Annotated in this window: 20 protein-coding genes and 1 tRNA gene; 7 read left to right on the top strand and 14 right to left on the bottom strand. The window is 59.6% G+C overall.

Annotation, left to right across the window (positions count from 1 at the left end; genetic code table 11):
- Positions 1–143: 143 nt before the first annotated feature.
- Positions 144–1,931 carry an autotransporter assembly complex protein TamA gene (locus DRET_RS02150; protein WP_015750888.1) on the bottom strand — a complete coding sequence of 596 codons (1,788 nt, stop codon included), beginning with the start codon at positions 1,929–1,931 and terminating at the stop codon, positions 144–146.
- A 128-nt stretch (positions 1,932–2,059) separates the two neighbouring features.
- Between DRET_RS02150 and DRET_RS02155 the strand changes: the two genes are divergently transcribed.
- Entirely contained in the window at positions 2,060–2,491 is a 432-nt protein-coding gene (locus DRET_RS02155; protein WP_015750889.1) for an FKBP-type peptidyl-prolyl cis-trans isomerase, read from the top strand.
- An 11-nt stretch (positions 2,492–2,502) separates the two neighbouring features.
- Complete coding sequence (locus tag DRET_RS12820) at positions 2,503–3,162, top strand: HAD family hydrolase (protein ID WP_015750890.1); 660 nt, start codon at positions 2,503–2,505, stop codon at positions 3,160–3,162.
- A gap of 57 nt (positions 3,163–3,219) precedes the next feature.
- On the opposite strand, the gene DRET_RS02165 is transcribed toward DRET_RS12820, so the two are convergent.
- Together DRET_RS02165 and DRET_RS12825 are read right to left on the bottom strand one after the other, a co-directional pair.
- A complete protein-coding gene (locus tag DRET_RS02165) occupies positions 3,220–3,585 on the bottom strand; it encodes a hypothetical protein (protein WP_015750891.1) in 366 nt (121 codons plus the stop codon).
- Positions 3,586–3,587: 2 nt separating this feature from the next.
- Complete coding sequence (locus tag DRET_RS12825; RefSeq protein WP_015750892.1) at positions 3,588–5,567, bottom strand: sensor domain-containing diguanylate cyclase; 1,980 nt, start codon at positions 5,565–5,567, stop codon at positions 3,588–3,590.
- Positions 5,568–5,741: 174 nt separating this feature from the next.
- Here DRET_RS12825 and DRET_RS02175 point away from each other — a divergent pair, with 174 nt between their 5' ends.
- Entirely contained in the window at positions 5,742–6,275 is a 534-nt protein-coding gene (locus tag DRET_RS02175) for an asparaginase domain-containing protein (protein WP_015750893.1), read from the top strand.
- The gene (gene icd, locus DRET_RS02180; protein WP_015750894.1) at positions 6,275–7,435 is read left to right on the top strand and encodes an NADP-dependent isocitrate dehydrogenase; all 1,161 of its coding nucleotides are present in this window, start codon (positions 6,275–6,277) and stop codon (positions 7,433–7,435) included. Before DRET_RS02175 ends, icd begins: the two co-directional genes overlap by 1 nt.
- Positions 7,436–7,604: 169 nt before the next feature.
- On the opposite strand, the gene DRET_RS02185 is transcribed toward icd, so the two are convergent.
- The 9 genes from DRET_RS02185 to DRET_RS02225 form a co-directional block, all read right to left on the bottom strand.
- Complete coding sequence (locus tag DRET_RS02185; protein ID WP_015750895.1) at positions 7,605–8,855, bottom strand: iron-sulfur cluster carrier protein MrpORP; 1,251 nt, start codon at positions 8,853–8,855, stop codon at positions 7,605–7,607.
- Between the two features lie 15 nt (positions 8,856–8,870).
- The gene (locus tag DRET_RS02190; RefSeq protein WP_015750896.1) at positions 8,871–9,728 is read right to left on the bottom strand and encodes a nucleotide-binding protein; all 858 of its coding nucleotides are present in this window, start codon (positions 9,726–9,728) and stop codon (positions 8,871–8,873) included.
- Complete coding sequence (locus DRET_RS02195; RefSeq protein WP_015750897.1) at positions 9,725–10,597, bottom strand: nucleotide-binding protein; 873 nt, start codon at positions 10,595–10,597, stop codon at positions 9,725–9,727. The genes DRET_RS02190 and DRET_RS02195 overlap by 4 nt, the downstream gene beginning before the upstream one ends.
- A 647-nt stretch (positions 10,598–11,244) precedes the next feature.
- Positions 11,245–11,562 (bottom strand): DUF5320 domain-containing protein, encoded by a 318-nt coding sequence (locus tag DRET_RS02200; protein WP_015750899.1) that lies wholly within the window; start codon positions 11,560–11,562, stop codon positions 11,245–11,247.
- 103 nt (positions 11,563–11,665) lie between these two features.
- Positions 11,666–12,025, bottom strand: a complete 360-nt coding sequence (locus tag DRET_RS02205) for a NifB/NifX family molybdenum-iron cluster-binding protein (RefSeq protein ID WP_015750900.1) — start codon at positions 12,023–12,025, stop codon at positions 11,666–11,668.
- A 20-nt stretch (positions 12,026–12,045) separates the two neighbouring features.
- A complete protein-coding gene (locus tag DRET_RS02210) occupies positions 12,046–12,423 on the bottom strand; it encodes a NifB/NifX family molybdenum-iron cluster-binding protein (RefSeq protein ID WP_015750901.1) in 378 nt (125 codons plus the stop codon).
- Positions 12,424–12,598: 175 nt separating this feature from the next.
- The gene (locus tag DRET_RS02215; protein ID WP_015750902.1) at positions 12,599–13,915 is read right to left on the bottom strand and encodes a sigma-54 interaction domain-containing protein; all 1,317 of its coding nucleotides are present in this window, start codon (positions 13,913–13,915) and stop codon (positions 12,599–12,601) included.
- Positions 13,916–14,149: 234 nt separating this feature from the next.
- Positions 14,150–14,812, bottom strand: coding sequence for a hydrogenase nickel incorporation protein HypB (hypB, locus tag DRET_RS02220; protein ID WP_015750903.1), 663 nt, complete (start codon positions 14,810–14,812; stop codon positions 14,150–14,152).
- On the bottom strand, positions 14,813–15,166 hold the full coding sequence (locus tag DRET_RS02225) for a hydrogenase maturation nickel metallochaperone HypA/HybF (protein WP_015750904.1): 354 nt from the start codon (positions 15,164–15,166) through the stop codon (positions 14,813–14,815).
- A gap of 313 nt (positions 15,167–15,479) precedes the next feature.
- Between DRET_RS02225 and DRET_RS02230 the strand changes: the two genes are divergently transcribed.
- Both DRET_RS02230 and DRET_RS02235 read left to right on the top strand, forming a co-directional pair.
- Positions 15,480–15,556: transfer RNA gene (locus DRET_RS02230), tRNA-Val, on the top strand.
- Between the two features lie 163 nt (positions 15,557–15,719).
- Positions 15,720–16,178 (top strand): tRNA (cytidine(34)-2'-O)-methyltransferase, encoded by a 459-nt coding sequence (locus DRET_RS02235; RefSeq protein WP_015750905.1) that lies wholly within the window; start codon positions 15,720–15,722, stop codon positions 16,176–16,178.
- A 98-nt stretch (positions 16,179–16,276) separates the two neighbouring features.
- Here DRET_RS02235 and eno read toward each other — a convergent pair whose 3' ends face one another.
- Both eno and DRET_RS02245 read right to left on the bottom strand, forming a co-directional pair.
- Positions 16,277–17,575, bottom strand: coding sequence for a phosphopyruvate hydratase (gene eno, locus DRET_RS02240; RefSeq protein WP_015750906.1), 1,299 nt, complete (start codon positions 17,573–17,575; stop codon positions 16,277–16,279).
- A gap of 136 nt (positions 17,576–17,711) precedes the next feature.
- Positions 17,712–18,539, bottom strand: a complete 828-nt coding sequence (locus tag DRET_RS02245; RefSeq protein ID WP_015750907.1) for a type III pantothenate kinase — start codon at positions 18,537–18,539, stop codon at positions 17,712–17,714.
- A 395-nt stretch (positions 18,540–18,934) separates the two neighbouring features.
- Between DRET_RS02245 and DRET_RS02250 the strand changes: the two genes are divergently transcribed.
- Positions 18,935–20,008 carry a hypothetical protein gene (locus tag DRET_RS02250; RefSeq protein WP_015750908.1) on the top strand — a complete coding sequence of 358 codons (1,074 nt, stop codon included), beginning with the start codon at positions 18,935–18,937 and terminating at the stop codon, positions 20,006–20,008.
- Positions 20,009–20,011 lie beyond the last annotated feature (3 nt).

The raw sequence follows: 20,011 nt of genomic DNA on the forward strand, positions 1-20,011 counted from the left end.
CCAATCCTTGCCTAGTGAGCAGCGCTCAGCGATTCAGAATTGTTTGCACGCCGTTTTTGGGGATTTGTCGACGGCCTGGGAAGATGGTGCCTTGCAACAGCCAGAGCGGTTTTCTTGCTCCATCTGCTCGGTATGGGGCAGGTTTAAAAGGCCTGGCCGATGCTGAAATAGAATTGCAGCGGATCGTCCGTGCCCTCCCGGGGGTTGAGCGGGGTGGCGACATCCAGCCGCAGGGGACCGATTCCGGAATAGTAGCGCAGGCCGATACCTGCCCCCCAGAACAGCTCCTCCCGGGTTTCGGGTTCGATGCCAGAATAGGCCCGCCCGGTATCGACAAAAACGGTGCCTCCCCACTTGTCGCTCAGGGCGATCCGGAATTCCGAAGAGAGTTCCAGGACACTGCGCCCGCCAAGCGGGGTGTCGTCGGAGGCCAACGGCCCGGCGCTTTGGTACCGGAAACCCCGAATGGACCCCCCGCCGCCGGGAAAGAACCGTTTGCTGGTCGGAACCGCGCCGGTGCGCCCGAGGATTTGTCCGAAGCCAGCCTGCCCGGCCCAGACCAGGCGTGGTCCAGCCATGAGAGGAATATACAGGGAACCGGTGGCCTTGTATTTAAAAAAATTGCCGGTTTCATCAGCGATATCCTGGTAGGGCGTGGCATGGATTTGCAGCCGGTAGCCGTGGGTCGGATTGAGGATATCGTTGCGTTGGTCCCAATCCAGAAACAGGGGCACGGAGATCAGGTTGAAAATGTCCGTGGCATCATCTTCTTCCTGTTCGAGGTATTCGTGTCCAATCCCGAGTCCGCCTCGCAAGGAGGTGGTCAATTGCCGCTCGAGGCGGACACTGTTGCGCAGGTGGCGGCTGGTGTAGGCGTCGGTATCCTCTTCGGTCAGATCGCTGGACAGGACGAGTTCCTGCGCGGGGTCCAGAAAGGAGGGGAAGCGCAGGGAGGATTCAAGAGTTTTCTGCGCAGCGTTGTATTTGGCTTGTGTCTGCAACCGTTCCCCACGCCCGAAAAGGTTGCGGTGTTCCCAACTGAGTTGGGCTCCAAAGGCGAAGTCGGAGGTGTATTCCACCCCGGCTTTGACCGTGCGCGGCTTGCGTTCTCGGAGTTGGAGAGAAAGCGGCAGGGCCATGTCGCCTTCTCCGGCTTCACCGCGCCGGATCGCGGCCGTGGTGAACAGACCGCTTTGCAGGAGGGCCCGCTCGGTCGCATCGACTTGGGTGGCGTTATACCAGGCCCCGTTTTCCCAGGCCACTTGTCGCCGGACATGGACCGGATTGACCCGGTTGAGCCCTTCCAGCCGCAGGGGACCGAAACGCAGGCGGGGGCCGGGAGAGACGGGATAGACGACACTGACCGTGGCGGTGGCGTGATCAGCCGTGGCCTCTGGCTTCTGGACTTCGGCAAAAGGCCAGCCGCGGTCGCGAAAATAGGATTCGGCCAAGCGGCGTCCCCGCACGAGGGCCTCGGTGGTGATGCCCGAGCCGGGGGAGAGCCTGAGTTGTTCGGGGGTGGGAAAGCCCACCTGTTTCGGCAATGGCCGTTCGGACCGAAAGACGATTTTTTCCAAAGCGAATTGGGGCCCAGGAATGACCCGGAAGCGGATTTCGATGGGCGAGGCCTGCAGGTCGATCTGATGCGAGATCTGAGCCTTGAAGTGGCCCCGGGCCTGCAATACCTGTTGCAAGCGGGGGATATCCTCCTTGATACGCTGTCGGAGCAGTCCGAGGGAGGCTGGTGGGGTCTCGATATATTGTGCTGTGTTCGAGACGGCTCGCAACGTCTGTTCCAATTCAGTATCTTCAAGACCGTGCCAGGAAATTGTGTACCGCAATTGTTCCGCCCCGGCCGTCTGGGGCCAGAAAGAGAGACAAAACAAAAGGATGAGGAGCCCGAGCGGGCCGGGAGAGAATTTGCGCTGCACGGTTTACAATGCCTCACCTTTCCAGCTACGATTTTGCATTACTTGGTTGAGCCAAGTCCATTTCTGTAGACATACTGCTTGGCGGGCGTTGATGCCGTCAAGCCCCTTTAATCCCACAAGGAGGAACCATGCGTACAGCCCAACAGGGTGACAAGGTCCGGGTCCATTATAAAGGCACCCTGAACGACGGCACTGTTTTTGACGATTCGTCGGAACGCGAACCCCTCGAATTCACTCTTGGCGAAAATCAGATCATTCCTGGATTCGAGTCGGCCGTGACCGGCATGGAGATCGGCGAAAACAAGGCTGTGGCTGTTGATCCCGACGAGGCTTATGGCCAGACCCGGGACGAGTTGTTCATCGAGGTTCCTAAAGAAGAGATCACCGCCCAACTCGAACCCGAATTGGGGATGGTCCTGGAAGTGACCCTCAATGACGGGAACAAAGCCCATGTCACGGTTTCCGAGATCGGTGAGGAGAAGGTGGTCCTGGACGCCAACCATCCTCTGGCCGGAAAGACGTTGAACTTTGATCTTACCCTGCAAGAGATTGTGGAGTAAGGAGCCGTTTTGTGTCCAGTATTCCTTGCATCCAGGGAATAATTTTCGCCTTTGGGGGAACCCTGGCGCAAATCCCCCTGGACACGACGCAGATGCACAAAAAGGCCGCGGCGATTGCCGCGGCCTTTGATATTGCCCTTCCTCAAGCGCCTACAATCTGGGCGGCAGTGGACCGCGCCCGGGACTTGCTGGTCCAGACCGACCGCCAGACGGCCCTGGAATTTCACACCAGGTGCCGCTTTGCCCTGCTGGAAACGGAAATGGCCGTCGCAGCGCAGACCCGGCTTTTGGCCCCGGTCTCCTCGTTGCTTCAGGACCTCGCAGACCAGGGACTGACAGTCGGGGTTGTCACGTTGGCGTCTCTTCCTTTTGTCGAGGCGGTTGTTCCGCAGGACGCCTTTCGCGTGGCCCAATGGTTGACCCGGGAGGCCGTGACTCCACCAAAACCCGACCCCGCCCCCTATCTCCAATTTCTGGACGCCCACCATCTCGACCCGGCCCGGACTCTCGCCGTCGGTACCCGGTCTCTGGATTTTCAGGGACCACACCAACTTGGCTGCAGGATAGCCCAAGCTGGGAGTCCGACGGCTGCTGGAGCTGACTTCATTGTCCCCGCCATCACCGACCTCCCCGCCCTGGTGGTCCCAAAAGGGTCCTGCCGGGATTCCTGACTCGAATTCGGCATTGCGCTCCACAATCAGCGCACGCCCCACACGCCTTCCAGTGGGCTAGAGTGAGGAGCGTAAGGTGAGGATAAAGGCCTCTAGGTCGTTGGGAGCCCCGGGTTGGTACGTTTCCGGGTAGAGCAGGGCGTACATGAAAAAAACGCTGTCGAGTTCAAGGGCCTGGGCCGCCCGCTGGGCAAACCCTGCGATCTGGCTTTCGACCGATGACTGCTGGTCCTGCGGGAGATCGTTGAGGGCTGGAGCGAGGCGTTGCGGCAGGTCTTCCAGGGTCTCGCACTTGCGTTCCAGCAAGGATTTGTATTCGTCAGGGTCGCCGCTGTTCAATGCCTGCTGCGCCTTGGCCTCCAGGTCGCGGATGGTTTGGGCGGTGCGTTCGAGATGGCCGATGAGCGAGTGGGGTTCGGTCATATTTACTGGTTCTCTCCGGACTCGACCGGTGCGTTTGAGGTTTGACAGGTTCCAGGGGCCGATGAAGCTGCAAAGAATTCCCAACTGCTGCTGGGGTTGCGCTTGGCGGCGTACATGGCCGTGTCCGCGTGCTGGATAAGTTCTTCCAGCGTAGCGGCATCGTCCAGGAAAATACTGATGCCGATGCTCAGGCCGATGCGGACTTCCTGATCGATTTCTTCCACAAGAAAGGGGGTATCGATGGACTGGATAAGCTTCCGCGCGACCTTGCGGCAATTGTGCCGACTGGCTCCGCCTTTGACAATGACGACGAATTCGTCGCCTCCCAAGCGGGCCACGGTGTCCATTTCCCGCAGACTGGATTGCAAACGTTCGGCTACCTGCAGCAAAAGCCGGTCCCCGACCTTGTGCCCGTGGCAATCGTTGATGTGTTTGAAATCGTTAAGATCCAGGAAAAAGAGTCCCAGCTTGTCCCTGTTGCGCCGGGCCTCCTTCAGGGACTGCTCCAGTCGGTCCAGAAACAGGGTCCGGTTGGGCAGTCCCGTGAGCTGATCGTGGTAGGCGAGATACCGGATGCGTTCTTCGGATTTTTTGCGCTCGCTGATGTCGCGACCGACAACACTGACCACCCGCCGGCCCTGGTAATGGACCAGGGAGGCCGTTATTTCCATGGGCACCAGATGACCGGACTTGGTTCGGTAGGAGCGCTCGCCCACGAAAGGGGTGCCAAAGAGGATATTCTGGATCGTGGCGTCGATATCCGTTTTGGAAGCCTCAACCAGGTCGTAAACGGTGCACTGGAGCAATTCCTCACTCCGGTAGCCAAGCAGATTGGCCATGGCCGGATTGCCGAAAAGGACTTTTTTGGTCCGGGCGTCGTACATGTAAATCGCCTCGGAACTCTGGTTGACCACAGCGCTGTAGCGTTCATGGGCCTCGGTGAGTTCCTTGCGGTTGGCCTCGAGACTGGCCAGGGTCCGGTTGATGGCCCGGGACGCAGCCTGGAATTCGGGTTCCTGGGGGATGGAGACCCGCCTGGAGAGGTCGCTGAGGTCCTCGATCTTGTCCAGATCAGCGCGCAACAACCGAAAGGGGCGGATCAGGTAGCGCAGGAACACAAACCGATTGGCAAAGGCGAACAGGGCAAAGACAGCCACGAAAAAAGCCATGAGCATGGCTACGGCCCGGATTCCCTGGGCGTGGATGGAGCGTTCCAGGCTCACCTTGAACAAGATAGCCGGAAAATCAAAAAGGTCTTTGACCAGCATATAGCCGTGCAATTGGCCATTGTCCGTGGCTTTGATGTGCCGGGGGGATTTGAGGCTCAGGTGGTACAAGGCGGAGCTGACGTCGCGAGGCAGGGGCGGGTGCTTGAGATCGTAGGCCGCAATGTCCAGATTTGTGAGCGAGGCCATGCTTTTGGCCTCCTGCTGGGAAAAGATGCGCCCCATGACCAGGGTCCCCACCGGCTCCCCGGCCGAGGAGATGGTCCTGGCGCTGACCAGCAAGGGCCCCTTGGGCAGCGCGTAGATCCCTTTTTTGACCTCTGGAGAGCCTTCTCTGGCAAGATGGAACAGGTGCCCCCGGGTGCCTGAAATGGGTTCGATCCATTTGCGCTCGGTGTAGTCGTAGTAGCGTTCAAAGAGGATATCGCCGGAGGCGTCTCTCAGCATGAGCAGGTTCAGATGCAGGGTCTGCATGGTCTGCTTGTTCAGCAGGGAGGCAAAGACTTGTTTGTCATTGCGGTCAGTGACAAAATTGGCCGCGGCTCGCCATTGAGACCAGGCCTGGGCTGTCTGGTCGATTTTTTGCAAGGACTTATCCATCGCACGGTCCAGACGCTCCATATGGGCACGCATGGTCTTGACCTCAAGCTGATCAAAATCACTGAGAATGACCCAGTGGGAGATCAGCGTGAGCAGGATCGCCATCAGGCCGAAACTGATGAATAGAGTGGAGAGGAGGCGTGCTTTCAAGGTCATGGGGAGTCCGCGTGAGCCACAAGAACCGGCGCCGACAACCGGCGTCTGCTTGCTGAAGCAGGCTTCGTCTTAGTTTGAGATCTGCCACGGGTCAAGCGCGCCGCCTTGACCTGGCATGGTTGTCGCGGCTAGTAGACAGCGGCAACCAGAGCAGCACAAACCCACGAGGGCTCCATGGCGCAGCACCCGGAAAAGCCGATCCGTATTTTGATTACCGGCGGGACCATCGATAAGGATTACAATAAATTAGCCGGTCAGCTCGTTTTGGGCAAGACCCATTTGCAGGATATCCTGGAGCAGGCCCGGTGCCGGGTGCCTGTTCGCGTGGAACAGCTCATGCTCGTCGACAGCCTGGAGATGACCGAGGAGAACCGGCAGACAGTGCTCCAGCGGTGCGTTGATGCTCCCGAAGAGCGGATCATCATCACCCACGGGACAGATACGATGGTTGAGACCGCCCGTCTTTTGGGCGGCAATGCACTGGAGAAGACCATTGCCCTGGTCGGGGCGATGATCCCTTACACCTTTGGACGCTCCGACGCCCTGTTCAATCTGGGGTGCGCCTTCAGCACCGTGCAGGTCATGGGCCACGGCGTCTATATTACCATGAATGGCCGGATTTTTTATTGGGACAATGTGCGCAAGAACACGTCAATCGGGGATTTTGAACTCCTGGAGGACCCAGGAACACATGACAAGGAGAGATAATGGACGAACGTCAAGTCTATTGGATTGAGGGCGACGGCATCGGGGCTGAAGTCTGGCGTGCGGCGCGCCCGGTATTGGACGGGGCAATCCGAGCCGCGTACGGGGAATCGCGCCGGCTGGTCTGGGAAGAGTTGCTGGCTGGAGAAAAGGCCTACGCCGAAACCGGGAACTATCTCCCGGAGGCGACCCTTGCTGCGCTGCAGGGGGCGGATCTGGCCATGAAAGGGCCCTTGGCGACTCCGGTGGGAACCGGCTTTCGCAGTCTCAATGTGACTTTGCGCCAGACCCTGGAACTCTATGCCTGCATTCGGCCGGTGCAGTATTTCCAGGGGATCGAGTCGCCGCTCAAGGCCCCGGAGAAGGTGGATATGGTCGTTTTCCGGGAAAATACCGAGGATGTCTATGCCGGTATCGAATGGCCGGCTGGAAGTAAAGAGGCCCGGAAGCTGGCGGCCTTTTTGCGCGAGGAACTCGGGGCTCGGATCGATGACCTGGCCGGGATCGGCATCAAGCCGATGACCGAAAAAGGCAGCAAGCGGCTGGTGCGCAAGGCCCTGCAATTCGCTCTCGACCAGCGGCGCGAGAGCGTGACCCTGGTGCACAAGGGCAATATCATGAAATACACCGAAGGCGCCTTTCGTGGCTGGGGCTACGAATTGGCCGAAGAGGAATTCGGAACGCAGACGGTGACCGAAAGCCAGGACGCTGGCGGCAAACTGGTGGTCAAGGACCGCATTGCCGACGCCATGTTCCAGGAGGTCCTGATTTCTCCGGAAAAATACGATGTCATCGCCACGACGAATCTCAATGGCGACTATCTCTCCGATGCGCTGGCAGCGCAGGTCGGCGGTCTGGGATTGGCGCCGGGCGTGAATATGAGCGACCAACTCGGCTTTTTCGAGCCGACCCACGGCACGGCCCCGACCATCGCCGGCCAGGACAAGGCCAATCCCGGAAGCCTGATCCTGTCCGGGGCGCTGTTGCTGGACCACATTGGATGGCATGAGGCGGCTGGGCTGGTGCGTGCCGGGGTTGAAGCCGCGCTGGCGACCAAGGAGGTGACCGTGGATCTGGCCTCGCAGATCAGCGGCGCGAAGACTGTTGGCTGCCAGGGATTTGGGGAACGGATTCTTCAGGGTGTGGAAGACGCCGCACAATAGACAGGGCTCGAGCGTGGTTCACGCTCCAAGGTCATATCAACGTCGAAGCCCCCGCCAATCTGGCGGGGGCTTCGACGTTGTGAGGATGGCGTGACACATGAGAGGGAGGAGAGGAAAGAGCGGCCCTGTGTTCATGCCTCCGAGCGCAGGGGCCCGGATCACAAATATGCTAGTGATCGCAGATGTTTTGTCCTGTTTGTAGCGTGCCAGCCAGATAGGAGCCGACCACCTCTTCTGCCGCACCGGGTTGAGCGCCGGTGATGACTTTGACGCCGTGCTGGGTGAACAGGGATTGCGCCCGTGAGCCCATGCCCCCGGCAATGACCAGGTTGGCCTGCTGGTCGGCAAGCCATTTGGGCAACACTCCCGGTTCGTGCGGCGGCGGGGTGTGCATCTCAGTGCCGAGCACGGTCTTGTTGGCGGTGTCTACACGGACCAGGGCGAATTGTTCGCAATGGCCGAAGTGCATGCAGAGCTGGCCCTGAGCGACCGGAACGGCGATGAGCATTTCACCGTCTGCTTCCGGAGCCGGCGCGGTCTGTCCGGCGGGCTTTTCCTGCAGCAGTTCCTGTTTGGCGAGCATCGGCTTGACGATACTGCCCACAGCCTGAGCCGCCGGACTTTCGTGGTGGGTTTTGACAAAGACATATCCTTCATCGCCGGCGCGGACGATTTCCGGGTCCAGGGGAATGCGGCCCAAAAAGCGGGCGTGCATTTCCGAGGCAAGTTCTTCGCCGCCACCGGAAGTGAAGATATCCACGGTCTCTTTGCAACTGGGGCAGACAAAACCGCTCATGTTCTCGACAATGCCGAATACCGGGTTGCCGAGTTGCTGGCAGAAGGTGACCGAGCGGCGGACGTCGTCCACGGCCACACCTTGCGGCGTGGTGACAATGACGGCCTCGGCGTCCTGCCCCAAAAGCTGGAGGGTCGAAAGGGGCTCGTCTCCGGTTCCGGGAGGGCAATCGACAATCAAGTAATCGAGATCGCCCCAGGCGACGTCTTCAAGAAATTGCTTGATGAGCCCCATTTTGACCGGACCGCGCCAGATGACGGCCTCATTGGCATTGGGGAGCATAAACCCCAGGGACATGACCCAGAGGTTTTTATCCCATTGGATGGGTTCGATGCATTGGTTGTCGAGATGGGGTTTGCTCTGCCCAAGGCTCAGCAGGCGCGGCACACTCGGTCCGTGGACATCGACGTCCAGGAGGCCGACCTTTTGTCCGGCCATGGCCAGGGAAGCCGCCAGATTGACAGCGACCGTGCTTTTGCCCACCCCACCCTTGCCCGACAAGACTACAAACTTGTTCTTGATCCGGGAGAGGCAGTTCTGGAGCTTTTGATCTTCCTGTTCGTTTTTGCCGCCCTGGCAGCCAGAGCCGCCGGAGGAACAGCTGGAGCATCCGTGTTCGGCCATAGGGGGTCTCCTCTTTTAGATATGGGTTTCGATCTGGTTCCATATACCGCGCATCAATTCGCCCAGGCCCTGCGGATCGTATTCGCTGACGCTCTGGCCCTGGATCTGGGCTTTGGTCACCCGGGGGTCGTAGGGCAGGGCGCCGACGACTGGAATACGATGGGCGCGGCAGAATTCTCGGATTTCCTGGACGAGTTCCTGATTGACGTCGGTCTTGTTGATCACGGCCATGGTCGGCAACTGGAAATGGCGGGTGAGTTCGCTGACTCGCTTGAGGTCGTGGATGGCCGAGACTGTGGGTTCGGCTACAAGTAAGACCGCCGAAGCGTTCGTCAAGGAGGCGATGACCGGGCAGCCGATTCCCGGGGACCCGTCGGCCACCACCCATTCATAGCCGCGTTCTTCGGCTACGGTGTGAGCGTTTTGACGGACCGTGGTCACCAGTTTGCCGGAATTTTCCTCCCCGATGCCCAGGCTGGCGTGGACCAGCGGACCGAAGCGTGTCCCGGAAACGAACCATTGCCCGCAGAGTCGGGGGTGCATGGAAATGGCCGTTTCAGGGCAGACATAACTGCACAGGGCGCATCCTTCGCACTGTTCGAGGCGGATTTCGATGTCCTCGGAAATAGCGCCGAAGCGGCAGGAGGAGGCGCAAACCCCGCATTCAGTGCACTTTTGCGGATCGATGGCCGGGAGTTCGCCGCTATAAAAATCGTGGGTCTGCTCCACGGCGGGATCCAGGATGAGGTGCAGATCCGCCGCGTCCACGTCGCAATCGGCGAGCACCATTTTGGGGCCGACCGCCGCAAGGCCGGCAACAATACTTGTTTTTCCGGTCCCGCCTTTGCCGCTGATGATAACGAGTTCCTTCATACCGTTTCCTTTTCCGCCGCCATGTGTTCCACAATCCCTGACCACAGATCCGCGTAGGCTTGTTGCATTTCAGGCAGCGCCTCAACGAGGAGTTCGCCCCTGGAGTATGCTGCGGCCGCCTCGGTGCTGTGGGGCAGGCGGGCCAGAAGATCAATCCCTTCGGCCTCAAGGTAGTCCAAGACCCGGTCATCGCCCATGCCGTCACGGTTGAGCACGACCCCGAACGGTTTGCCCAGTTTGCGCAGCAGGCCGACCGCCAATTGGAGGTCATAGAGACCAAACGGCGTGGGTTCGGTGACCAGCACGGTGTAGTCGGCCCCGTCCAGGGCTTCGATAACCGGACAGGATGTGCCGGGCGGGCAGTCGTATATGGTCACCTCGGCCGTTTCCGGGGCCTTGGCTTTAACCCGCTGGATCAAGGGAGGCGCCATGGCTTCGCCGACGCGCATCAGACCGCCGGTCAGCGTTACGCCGTGACCGCTGCCCTGTCTGACGTCGCCAATGGTGCGATGGCTCTGGCCGACAGCCCCGACGGGGCAGATGGTCTCGCACAGGCCGCAACTGTGGCAGAGTTCCGGAAAGACCATGACTTCATCGACCATCCAGATCAGGGCCTTGAAGCGACAGGCCTCGACACATTGCCGGCACTCGCTTCCAAGGCAGGTTTCCTGGTCAATGGCGGGAACAGGGACATGTTGTGCTTCCTCGTATTCCCAGTGGGCATCGAGAAAAAATTGGGCGTTGGGCTCTTCGACGTCGCAGTCGACAAGCGACACTCCATGGGTGTTTTGGGATACATATGCGGCGAGGTTGGTGGTCACGGTTGTTTTCCCCGTGCCTCCCTTGCCGCTGGCAATGGCGATACGCATATATGCTTCTCCTTGCCAGACCGCAGCCGGGCGTGGCCGTGAAGGTCAGCGCCCCCAGTGTGCCGGATTTCACTGCCTGCATCTGCCTGGGTGGGGCCGAGTCTGGCGCGTTGGATACAACTCAAAATGGGGCTCGAGCCCGTTGAACGTTCCTCTTGGGTATAAAGCAGCAACCCGTTTAAAATGCTGCGTATCCTGGGTGCGTTCCTGGGCAATACGAGCGCATTCAAGGGGGAGTTGCGGTCTCGCAGGTATTCTGTGACGGCCCCGGGGATTGCTGCCCGGACTGCGGGATCCCTCAGTCAGGATTTGCAACTGGTCATGGGGCCGCCGCACACGGGACAATGGGAGTCCACACAAGGTGTCCCCCTTTTGCGAGGGAAGCGCTCGCCGCAACATGGACAAAAACACGCGCCCCCAGCTTCAGGGACAGACCGGGAAAAGCTGTCTTGGTGGCCTTGGTTGGCCATTGTTTGGGGACATGAACGTGGATGCGCCATAGGACATCCCTCCTGTTCCAAGCACCCGCGTTTGCACCCTGCTGTGTGTGGCGGGAAGGTTGGGGACTGTGCGGGCCACACGGAAATGAACGCTCCCTTGCTGATCAAAGGAGCGTCATTTTCAAGAGGCCGCGTGTCCGTGGGGACTTATTTTGTGTCGCCCTGGAGTTGGGCGAGACGGTCCTGAAGGGCTTGCACCTGGCGTTGGAGCCAGGAGAGCTGTGTGTTCAGGGCCTGTTCTTCGTCCTGCGCGGTCATGGGCTGGGCCGGAACACCTGGAGCGGCATTGACACCCCAGCGACAGAATCCGCGCCCGAATCCCCTACCGAAGCCGCGGCCAAAACCGCGGCCAAGGCCACGGCCGAAACCAAATCCCTGGTTTTGAACGGCACCGGAACACCGTCCGGCACCACGTCCAGTCATGGGGCCTTCGCCAAACGGGCCTGTTCCATTGAGTCCTGGCATAGGAGCACCTCCTTCAATTGAAGGGTCGTCAGTGCGGTCCGGTGTGCGTGAATCGCAAAGGGGCCGCTTGTTGTTGTCTGAGATCCTGTGGAAAACCGATGTATTACCAGTGGCCTGGTTTGTCGGCACCGGCTGCGGCGGTCAGTTCGCCGTTTTCAAAGGCGGTGATCGCTTCCTGCACGGTACCGCTTTGCAGCAGATAGATGTCGATCCCGCCACGCTGCAGAGCGGTGTAGGCCTTGGGGCCGACATGGCCGGTCAAGACCGCCTGAGCCCCGGTGTCGGCGACGTTTTGCGCGGTTTGAATTCCTGCTCCCTGAGTGGCAGCCAGGTTCTGCTGGTTGTCCATGTAGGAAAACTCACCGGAATCGGTATTGTAGATGATGAACCCGCCGGTTCGTCCGAAGCGGGGATCAAGCGGGGCATTGAGATCCTGGCCTTGGGCGGTGATAGCAATTTTCATGGGGGAATCCTCCTTACCCGTTATTGCGTCGTATGCGGCCCGCGGAAGCGGCGGCAGCAGCGAAATCCGCGGCATCCCGGCATCAAAAGCGTTTCCAGCCTGTCTTCGCGCCAAGCCTCAAGCACAGTGGAGATGTCTCCGCGGAGCCAGCCGAAGACATTGATGCCGTGTTCCTGGATCATGCGCGTGGTGCAACCGCTTATGGCGCCGCAAAGGAGAATATTTGCCCCGCAGGAAGATAGGGCTGAAACCCGGAGCGTAGGGTCGCCAAATGGGAGGGAGATATCACCTGCGGGGCAAATAGTGTTGTCTGACTCACAAGTGTAGACCTGCAACCCGGTGGCGTTGTCGAACAACGCCGCGAGGCGTGATTGGTATATGGCCAGACAAATTTTCATTGGCAGTACTCTTCAGAACGGGTCGATTTGCGCTCTGTGAGTTACTTATAGCAATGTCCGTGCCGATTTTGTTTTTCTATTTTTGTCAGGCAATTAGAGAAAAGAAGGAGTGGTTCGGTGGGCTAGGATGGGCGAATTATTTGTCTTTTGGGTGTATGGAGGGCGAATTTTTTGTTTACCCCTGGCGCAAAAGGCGGCGCAGGGTATCCTTGCTGATATCGAGTTCGCGGCAGGCGGCCATTTTTTTGCCCTGGTTGCGGGCCAGGGCCTGCCGGGCGGCTTGGACCTTGACCTCTTCCATGGTCATGGGGGCATTGGTGTTCGGGGAACTTGCCTCCTGAGGATGGAATTTTTCCGGCAAATGCTCGAGTTGGATGAATCCTGAAGAGCACAGGATGAAACTGTATTCGAGGATGTTTTCCAACTCCCTGATGTTGCCGGGAAAATCGTGACGTATAAGGGTGGCCAGAGCGTCCTCGGAAATGCCCTGGACCTCTTTACCTTGCAGGAGGTTGAAGCGCCGTATGAAATGGTTGGCCAACAAGGGGATGTCTTCCTGCCGCTCGCGCAGTGGGGGCAGTCGGAGTTGGGCGACATTGAGACGGTAGAAGAGGTCCTCGCGGAACCGGCCTTCGCGAACAAGGTGTTCCAGGTCCCGGTTGGTGGCGGCGATGATCCGCACGTCCGTAGGCACCGGAGCCACAGCGCCGAGGGGTTCGACCTGTTTTTCCTGCAACACCCGCAACAGTTTGACCTGCAGGGCCAGAGGCAGATCGCCGATCTCGTCCAAAAACAGGGTCCCGCCATCGGCGAGTTGGAATCGGCCGGGTTTGTCTTTTTTGGCGTCGGTGAACGCACCGGCCTTGTAGCCGAAAAGTTCGGATTCCAGGAGGTGCTCGGGAAGGGCGCCGCAGTTGACTACAACCAGAGGGCCCTGTCGGCGCGGGCTGAGGTTGTGCAGGGCGCGGGCAAACAATTCCTTGCCTGTGCCCGATTCGCCGGTCAGCAGAACCGAGGACGGACTCTGGGCCACCTGCGGCAAGATGCGGAAGATCTTGGACAGGGCTTCGCTTTTGCCGACGATGTCTTCAAAGGTGTAGCGTTGCTCCATCTCCTGGCGCATGACCTGGATGGCGCTCAGGTCCCGAAAGGTCTCCACGCCGCCGATGCATTCGCCCTGGTGGTTGTGCAATGGGGCCGCGCTGATGGAGATGGGCACTTTGCTCCCGTCGGGGCGGATAATAAAAATGGATTTGTTGCTGATGGAGGTGGCATCCCGCAGGCAGGTCTCCAGGGCACAAGAGCCGTCACACAGCGAAGACCGCAAGACCTCCCAGCATTTTTGCCCCACGGCATCCTGGCGGGCGATGCCGGTAATCTGAGTGGCGGCCCGGTTGAACGAGGTGATCGTCCATTCGAGGTCCACGGTGAACACCCCGTCGGCAATGCTGTCCAGGATGGCCTCGCAGGGCAAATTGTCGGGAAACGCCATGGTGTTCTTCCAATTTGCGTCCAAGAGAATTCAAATGCTGGCCTCGGGCGACCCGGTTCCGAAGTTTCGCCTCGGCCTGGAAAAAATGGCGTATCGCGGTCCGCGGGGCGGTGGTCAATCAGTCGGACGCTGTCCTGGCTGACTGGCGTAATCCACCGCACCCCACAGGCCGTTCAAATCCGGAACACGGTCTTTGATGACACCGCAACGTGGTCTCGCCGGTAGCCCCTGGAATCAGGAGTGGGTGCGCTTGTCTTTGGCCGCGCCGCGGAGCCATTCGTACCACTCGTCGAGCCCGTCGCCCTCGCGGCAGGAAAGGGAGAAGACCTGGGTCTCCTTGTTGACCGCCCGGGCGAAGTGCTCAGCGCGTTCCAGGCTGAAATCGACGTAGGGCAGAAGATCGACCTTATTCAGGAGCACGACCTTGGACAGAGCGAACATGTAGGGGTATTTTTCGGGCTTGTCGTCGCCCTCGGTGACACTGAGCAAGGTGACCTTGAGATCCTCGCCGAGGTTGAATTCAGCCGGGCAGACAAGGTTGCCGACGTTTTCGATGAACAGGATGTCCAGCCGGTCCAGATCCAATTGCTCCACGGCCTTTTTGACCATGTTGCTGCTCAGATGGCAGCCGCCGTCGGTGTTGATCTGGATGGTCTGGGCCCCAGTGGCCGCGACGCGCTCGGCGTCGTTCGAGGTCTGGAGGTCGCCCTCAATGACCCCGATGCCGAATTCCTCCTTCAAGGCGTGGAGGGTGTGTTCCAGCAGGGTCGTTTTCCCTGCCCCCGGCGAACTCATCAGGTTCAAGACCAGGATATTTTTTTCGGCAAACAGCGATTTGAGTTCTTCCGCCACTTGGTCGTTTTGTTCCAGGATATCGCGTACCACGGGAATCTGCATTTATTCCGCCTCCAACTCATCAATGTACAATTCTTTGCCGCTCAGGATCTCGTGACCAAACGGTTCCTCGCATTGGGGACAGGGGAGGTAGAGCGTGGATGCCTCTTCGGGCGCGAATTCGGCGCCGCAGGCGCTGCAGCGCACCTGTACTGGCACCTCCTCTAACTCCAACGTTGCCCCGGCCATATCCGTCTCCACTGTCAGGGCCTGAAAGGCCATGTCCAGCGCTTCGGGGACCACAGCGGCGAGGCGGCCGTGTTTGACCTTGACCCGCTTGAGGCGGCTGACGCCGTGTTTGGTCATCTCATCCTGCAGGATTTCCACCAGACTTTGTGCGATTGACATTTCATGCATGCAGACGCCTCTACTGCAAAAGCGGCCTCGCGTCCAGGCCCCGGCCAAAAGAGGGGGCCCGCACGGGGGGATTCGAATGTGTGAATTTCGGAACTCCAGTTCTGAAATTTTGCCCCTGGCCTGCAAAAAGAGCGTGGGCGTAGTTTTAGGGTTTTGCAGGGTGTTTGCCGGTCAGGGTGTTGGCAGGAAGCAACGGCTCTTGGGGCGCTGAAGGCAGCTTGCAGGCCGGGAGCAAAACTCCAGAACCGGTTCATGTCTGTGTCAAAAAAGTGGTTGTCAGCCAAAGCTGTTTTGGCTATAAAGCCTTTCCATTGGGCGGTTAACTCAGTTGGTCAGAGTGCCATCTTCACACGGTGGAAGTCACTGGTTCAAATCCAGTACCGCCCACCATCCTGTTCTTCCCAGGCCCTGCTCCGGCAGGGTCTTTTTTATGCCGACACCCGGAGCCATGCAGCCGGTATGGCAATGGCCGTACCCTCTCTTGGGGATGGCAGAATCGTTCGCAGCGTCCGGTGCAGACCCTTCCATTCCGTGAATCCCTTGGGACCCCCTCATGCAGATTGTTCTTTTTGAACCTGAAATCCCTCCCAATACTGGCAATATCGGGCGTCTTTGTGCCGCGACCACAACGCCCTTGCATCTTATCGAGCCCCTCGGGTTTCGCCTGGAGGACCGGTATTTGAAGCGGGCCGGCCTCGACTATTGGCCACACCTGGACCTTACGGTCTGGCCGGACTGGCCTTCGTTTTGCGATTCTCTGCCATCAGGGGCCCGTCTGGTGGCTTCGAGCGCCCGCCAGGGAGCCGCTTACCATACTGTTGCGTTTCGCACAGAAGATTATATCGTCCTCGGCCCGGAGAGCAGTGGGTTGCCCTCCGCGATCTGCGAGCAGGCCGCAGAACTCGTGCGCATCCCGATCTGGGGGCAGGTGCGCAGTCTCAATCTGGCCAACGCCACCTCCGTGCTGTTGTACGAGGCCCTGCGTCAGACAGGGGGACTCGAGGGCCGGTAGGCATATTGTTCCTGGCTCCAGGGAAGTGGAGTGAAAAGGCCCCGCCGGAGCGCGCTCCGGCGGGGCCTTTCTGTTTTGGTCGGTACACTGAGACCGGTTCAGTCTGCTTCGAACCAGGTCATGGCCAGGGCGGGGCCGAGATACAGAGCCTGTTCGTCCAATTCCTCTTCGATTCGCAGCAACTGGTTGTACTTGGCCAAACGGTCGGAGCGGCTCAGCGAGCCAGTCTTGATCTGTCCGGCGTTCGTGGCCACAGCGAGATCGGCGATGAAGTGGTCTTCGGTTTCCCCGGAGCGGTGGGAAATGACCGTGGTGTACGAGGCTTCCCGGGCCATCTCGATGGTATCCAGGGTCTCGGTCAGGGTCCCGATCTGGTTGAGTTTGATGAGAATGGAGTTCGCGACCCCTTCGGCAATCCCGTCGGCGAGCAGAGAGGGGTTGGTGACAAAGACGTCGTCGCCTACAAGCTGGACGGCGTGGCCGAGTTCGTGGGTCAGCCGCTGCCAGCCGTCCCAATCGCCTTCGGCCAGCCCGTCCTCAATGGAGACGATGGGGAATTCGTTGCAGTATTCGGCGTACAGTTTGACCAGTTCGTCAGCGCTCAAGGTCTTGCCTTCGCCGGCCAAAACATATTTGCCATCCTTGAAGAATTCTGAGGCGGCGGCGTCGATGGCCAGGGCCATCTGTTTGCCGGGGACGTATCCGGCTTTTTCAATGGCCCGCATGATGTATTCGAAGGCTTGCTTGTTCGATTTGAGATTGGGGGCGAAACCGCCTTCGTCGCCAACGGCGGTGACCAGCCCGTCCTGGGCCAGCAGCCCTTTGAGGGCCTGGAAGGTTTCGGCGCCCATGCGCAGGGCTTCGGAGAAGCTGTCCGCGCCCAGCGGCATGATCATGAATTCCTGGATATCCAGGTTGTTGGAGGCATGGGCCCCGCCATTGAGAATGTTCATCATCGGCGCGGGCAGGATCTTGGCGTTCACGCCGCCGAGGTACCTGTACAACGGCAGGCCGACAAAGGCAGCGGCAGCACGGGCCACAGCCAGGGAAACCCCGAGCATGGCGTTGGCGCCGAGGCGGGATTTGTTGTCGGTGTCGTCGAGTTCCAGGAGCCGTTCGTCGACTTCGTTTTGGCGTACCGCGTCCAGCCCGGCGATCTCGTCGCCGATTTCCTCGATGACATTGGTTACCGCCTTGGTCACGCCTTTGCCGTTATACCGTTTGGCGTCCTTGTCCCGTAATTCCAGGGCTTCTCTGGCGCCGGTCGATGCCCCGGAAGGGACAGCGGCCCGACCGGTGTCGCCGCTTTCCAGACCGACTTCGACCTCAACGGTGGGGTTGCCCCGGGAGTCCAGGATTTCCCTGGCCCAGACCGAGGTGATAGTGCTGCTACGCATAGGATCGCTCCTTTTATGATTGCTGATTATGTGAAACCTGGCCGGTACACAGACCGCGACTCCGGACGTTGGCCGGAACCCGGGTCCGCGGACAGGGCCAGAGGGGAGACGGTTGGGGGTTTGGAACGGGGCCGCATCAACTCCGGCGCTGGGATGAGGACGGCTGTCCGCCCAGGATGTCGCAGCTGAGCTGATCGGCGGCGTATTGCAGCCCCTGCAGCAACAGATCGGGTTCGACATGCTCCAGACAGGGACAGACCGGTTGCAGGCGACGCCCAAAGCCGCCCGTGGCCACAACGGTGACCTCGCCGAAGAGGTGTTTCTGGATTCGGGCGCACAACCCCTCGATCATGGAGGCAAAACCGAAGAGGAAACCGTGGTTCAGACTTGTGGAGGTCGACATGCCGATCTGGACTTCATCGCTGTCGAGCTCCAGGCTGATCTGGGGCAGTTTGGCTGTCTGCAGGGCCAGGCCTTTGGCCGAGGACAAGACCCCGGGGCAAATCAGCCCTCCGAGATAGGCTTTGTCCTGAATGCAGTCGAATGTCGTGGCTGTGCCGAAATCCACGACAATGATCGCCGGGGTGGCAAAACGGCGGCGGGCGGCCAATGCTGTGACCAGGCGATCGGCACCGACCTCCTGGGGCCGGGCGTAGTGGTTCTCCAGCGGCACGCCGATATCTTTGGGGACAAAATGGACGGGACAGGCACAAAAACGGTCCCCGGCAACCTTGAGAGCGTCGTTGAGCGGCGGCACGACCGAGGAAATGATCCAGGCAGTGAGCTTTTCTGGAGCCAGTTCCCAGTAGCGGCAGATCTCCAGGACGCGAAAGCCCCAGGTGTCGGCTGTATCCGCAGTGGAACTCGGGAAACTGTACGATCCGAGCAGTCGCCCGTCCTGGGAGAGCCCGATTTTGGTGTTGGTGTTGCCTACATCAAAAAGAAGAAGATACATGGTGGACATGGGGGTGTTGTGGCTTCTTTCCTCGGCTTTGGCAAGCCTCCAGCAGCACCAGGAGCCCGGGATTTGACCTCCGGACGGGATCTCCGTATAGCCTGAAGCTGCGCCGAAAACCTTGGATTCGAGAATCTGGCTCTTGCATTCAAGGCCTTTGCGATCGGTCGGACTGGACTTGTACCTCGCACAGGATTTTCGCCTGCCAGGCGCACATCGCTTCCAGGGCGTGGGGAAGATCCCCCATCCCCGGAGCGATCGCCCCTATGGTGGCAAGTGCGGGGACCGGTCAGATTTGCAAGGGGGCAAACGAAAGACACGCTTTGCTGTTGCCGTGGCGTTGTCCGGCCGCCCCCGTCCAGTCCACTTTTTCCATTCATTTCTCAAGGTTCTCAGGAGGGGGTATGGACCCGTCATCCCTTGTTCCCGTCGCCGACGCTATCCCTGTGCCGTGGGGGTGGCATTATGTCCTGCTGTTGGTGACATTTGTCCTTCATCTCTTGTTCATGAACACCATGCTCGGTGCCGGGATCATCGCCTTTGTCGATGAACTCCGCGGCGGGGCGCAGGGCGGCGAGGGGACCGTGGCCGAAGCCCTGTCCCATAAGCTGACCTACATCATTGCTTTTACGGTCAATCTGGGCGTGGCCCCGTTATTATTCCTGCAGGTCCTCTATGGCCAGTTCATTTATGTCAGTTCAGTTCTTATCGCAGTGTACTGGATCGCTGTAGTTTTTCTCGTTATTCTGGCATATTATCTGGCGTATCTCTATAACTTTCGGTACCAGCGTTTGGCGGGGGCGCGGAAATGGGTCATCGGTTCGGCGGTTTTCTTGTTGTTGGCAGTGGGCTTTGTCTTTACCAACAATATGACCCTCATGCTCCGGCCCGAGGCCTGGGAACGGTATTTCGCCTCCCCCGGCGGAATGCTTTTGAATCTCTCCGACCCGACGCTGATTCCGCGCTATCTCCATTTCATGGTCGCCTCGGTGGCGGTCGGGGGGCTTTTCGTCGCCCTGTGGGCCGCCAAGACCGCCCAGCCCTCCACGGAGCAGCGTGAGCAACGCATCAATCGGGGCATGCAGTGGTTTACCTATGCTACTCTGGCCCAGATGGTCATTGGGATCTGGTTTTTGATCACCCTGAAACGGGAGGTCATGCTCCAGTTCATGGGCGGAGATTCCTTGGCCACAGCGCTGCTGGTTCTCGGTATCGGCGGGGCGGTACTGTTGCTCTTGCTTGGGTTTCAGCGCCGTCCGGTCCCGGCTGCGGTAGCCCTGGTCGCCACCATTTCCATCATGGCCGTGATGCGCGACTTCGTCCGGGCCGGCTACCTGGAGCCGTATTTCACCCTCTCCGATCTCAGGCTCGATCCGGAATATTCGCCGCTGGTCCTGTTTTTGCTCGTCTTTGTCGCCGGAATGGCCATGGTCGTGTATCTGCTCCGTTTGGCCGCCAAGACAGGGAAGGAGGTCTAGGCC

The sequence above is a fragment of the Desulfohalobium retbaense DSM 5692 genome, from assembly GCF_000024325.1.
Taxonomy (GTDB): Bacteria; Desulfobacterota; Desulfovibrionia; order Desulfovibrionales; family Desulfohalobiaceae; genus Desulfohalobium; species Desulfohalobium retbaense.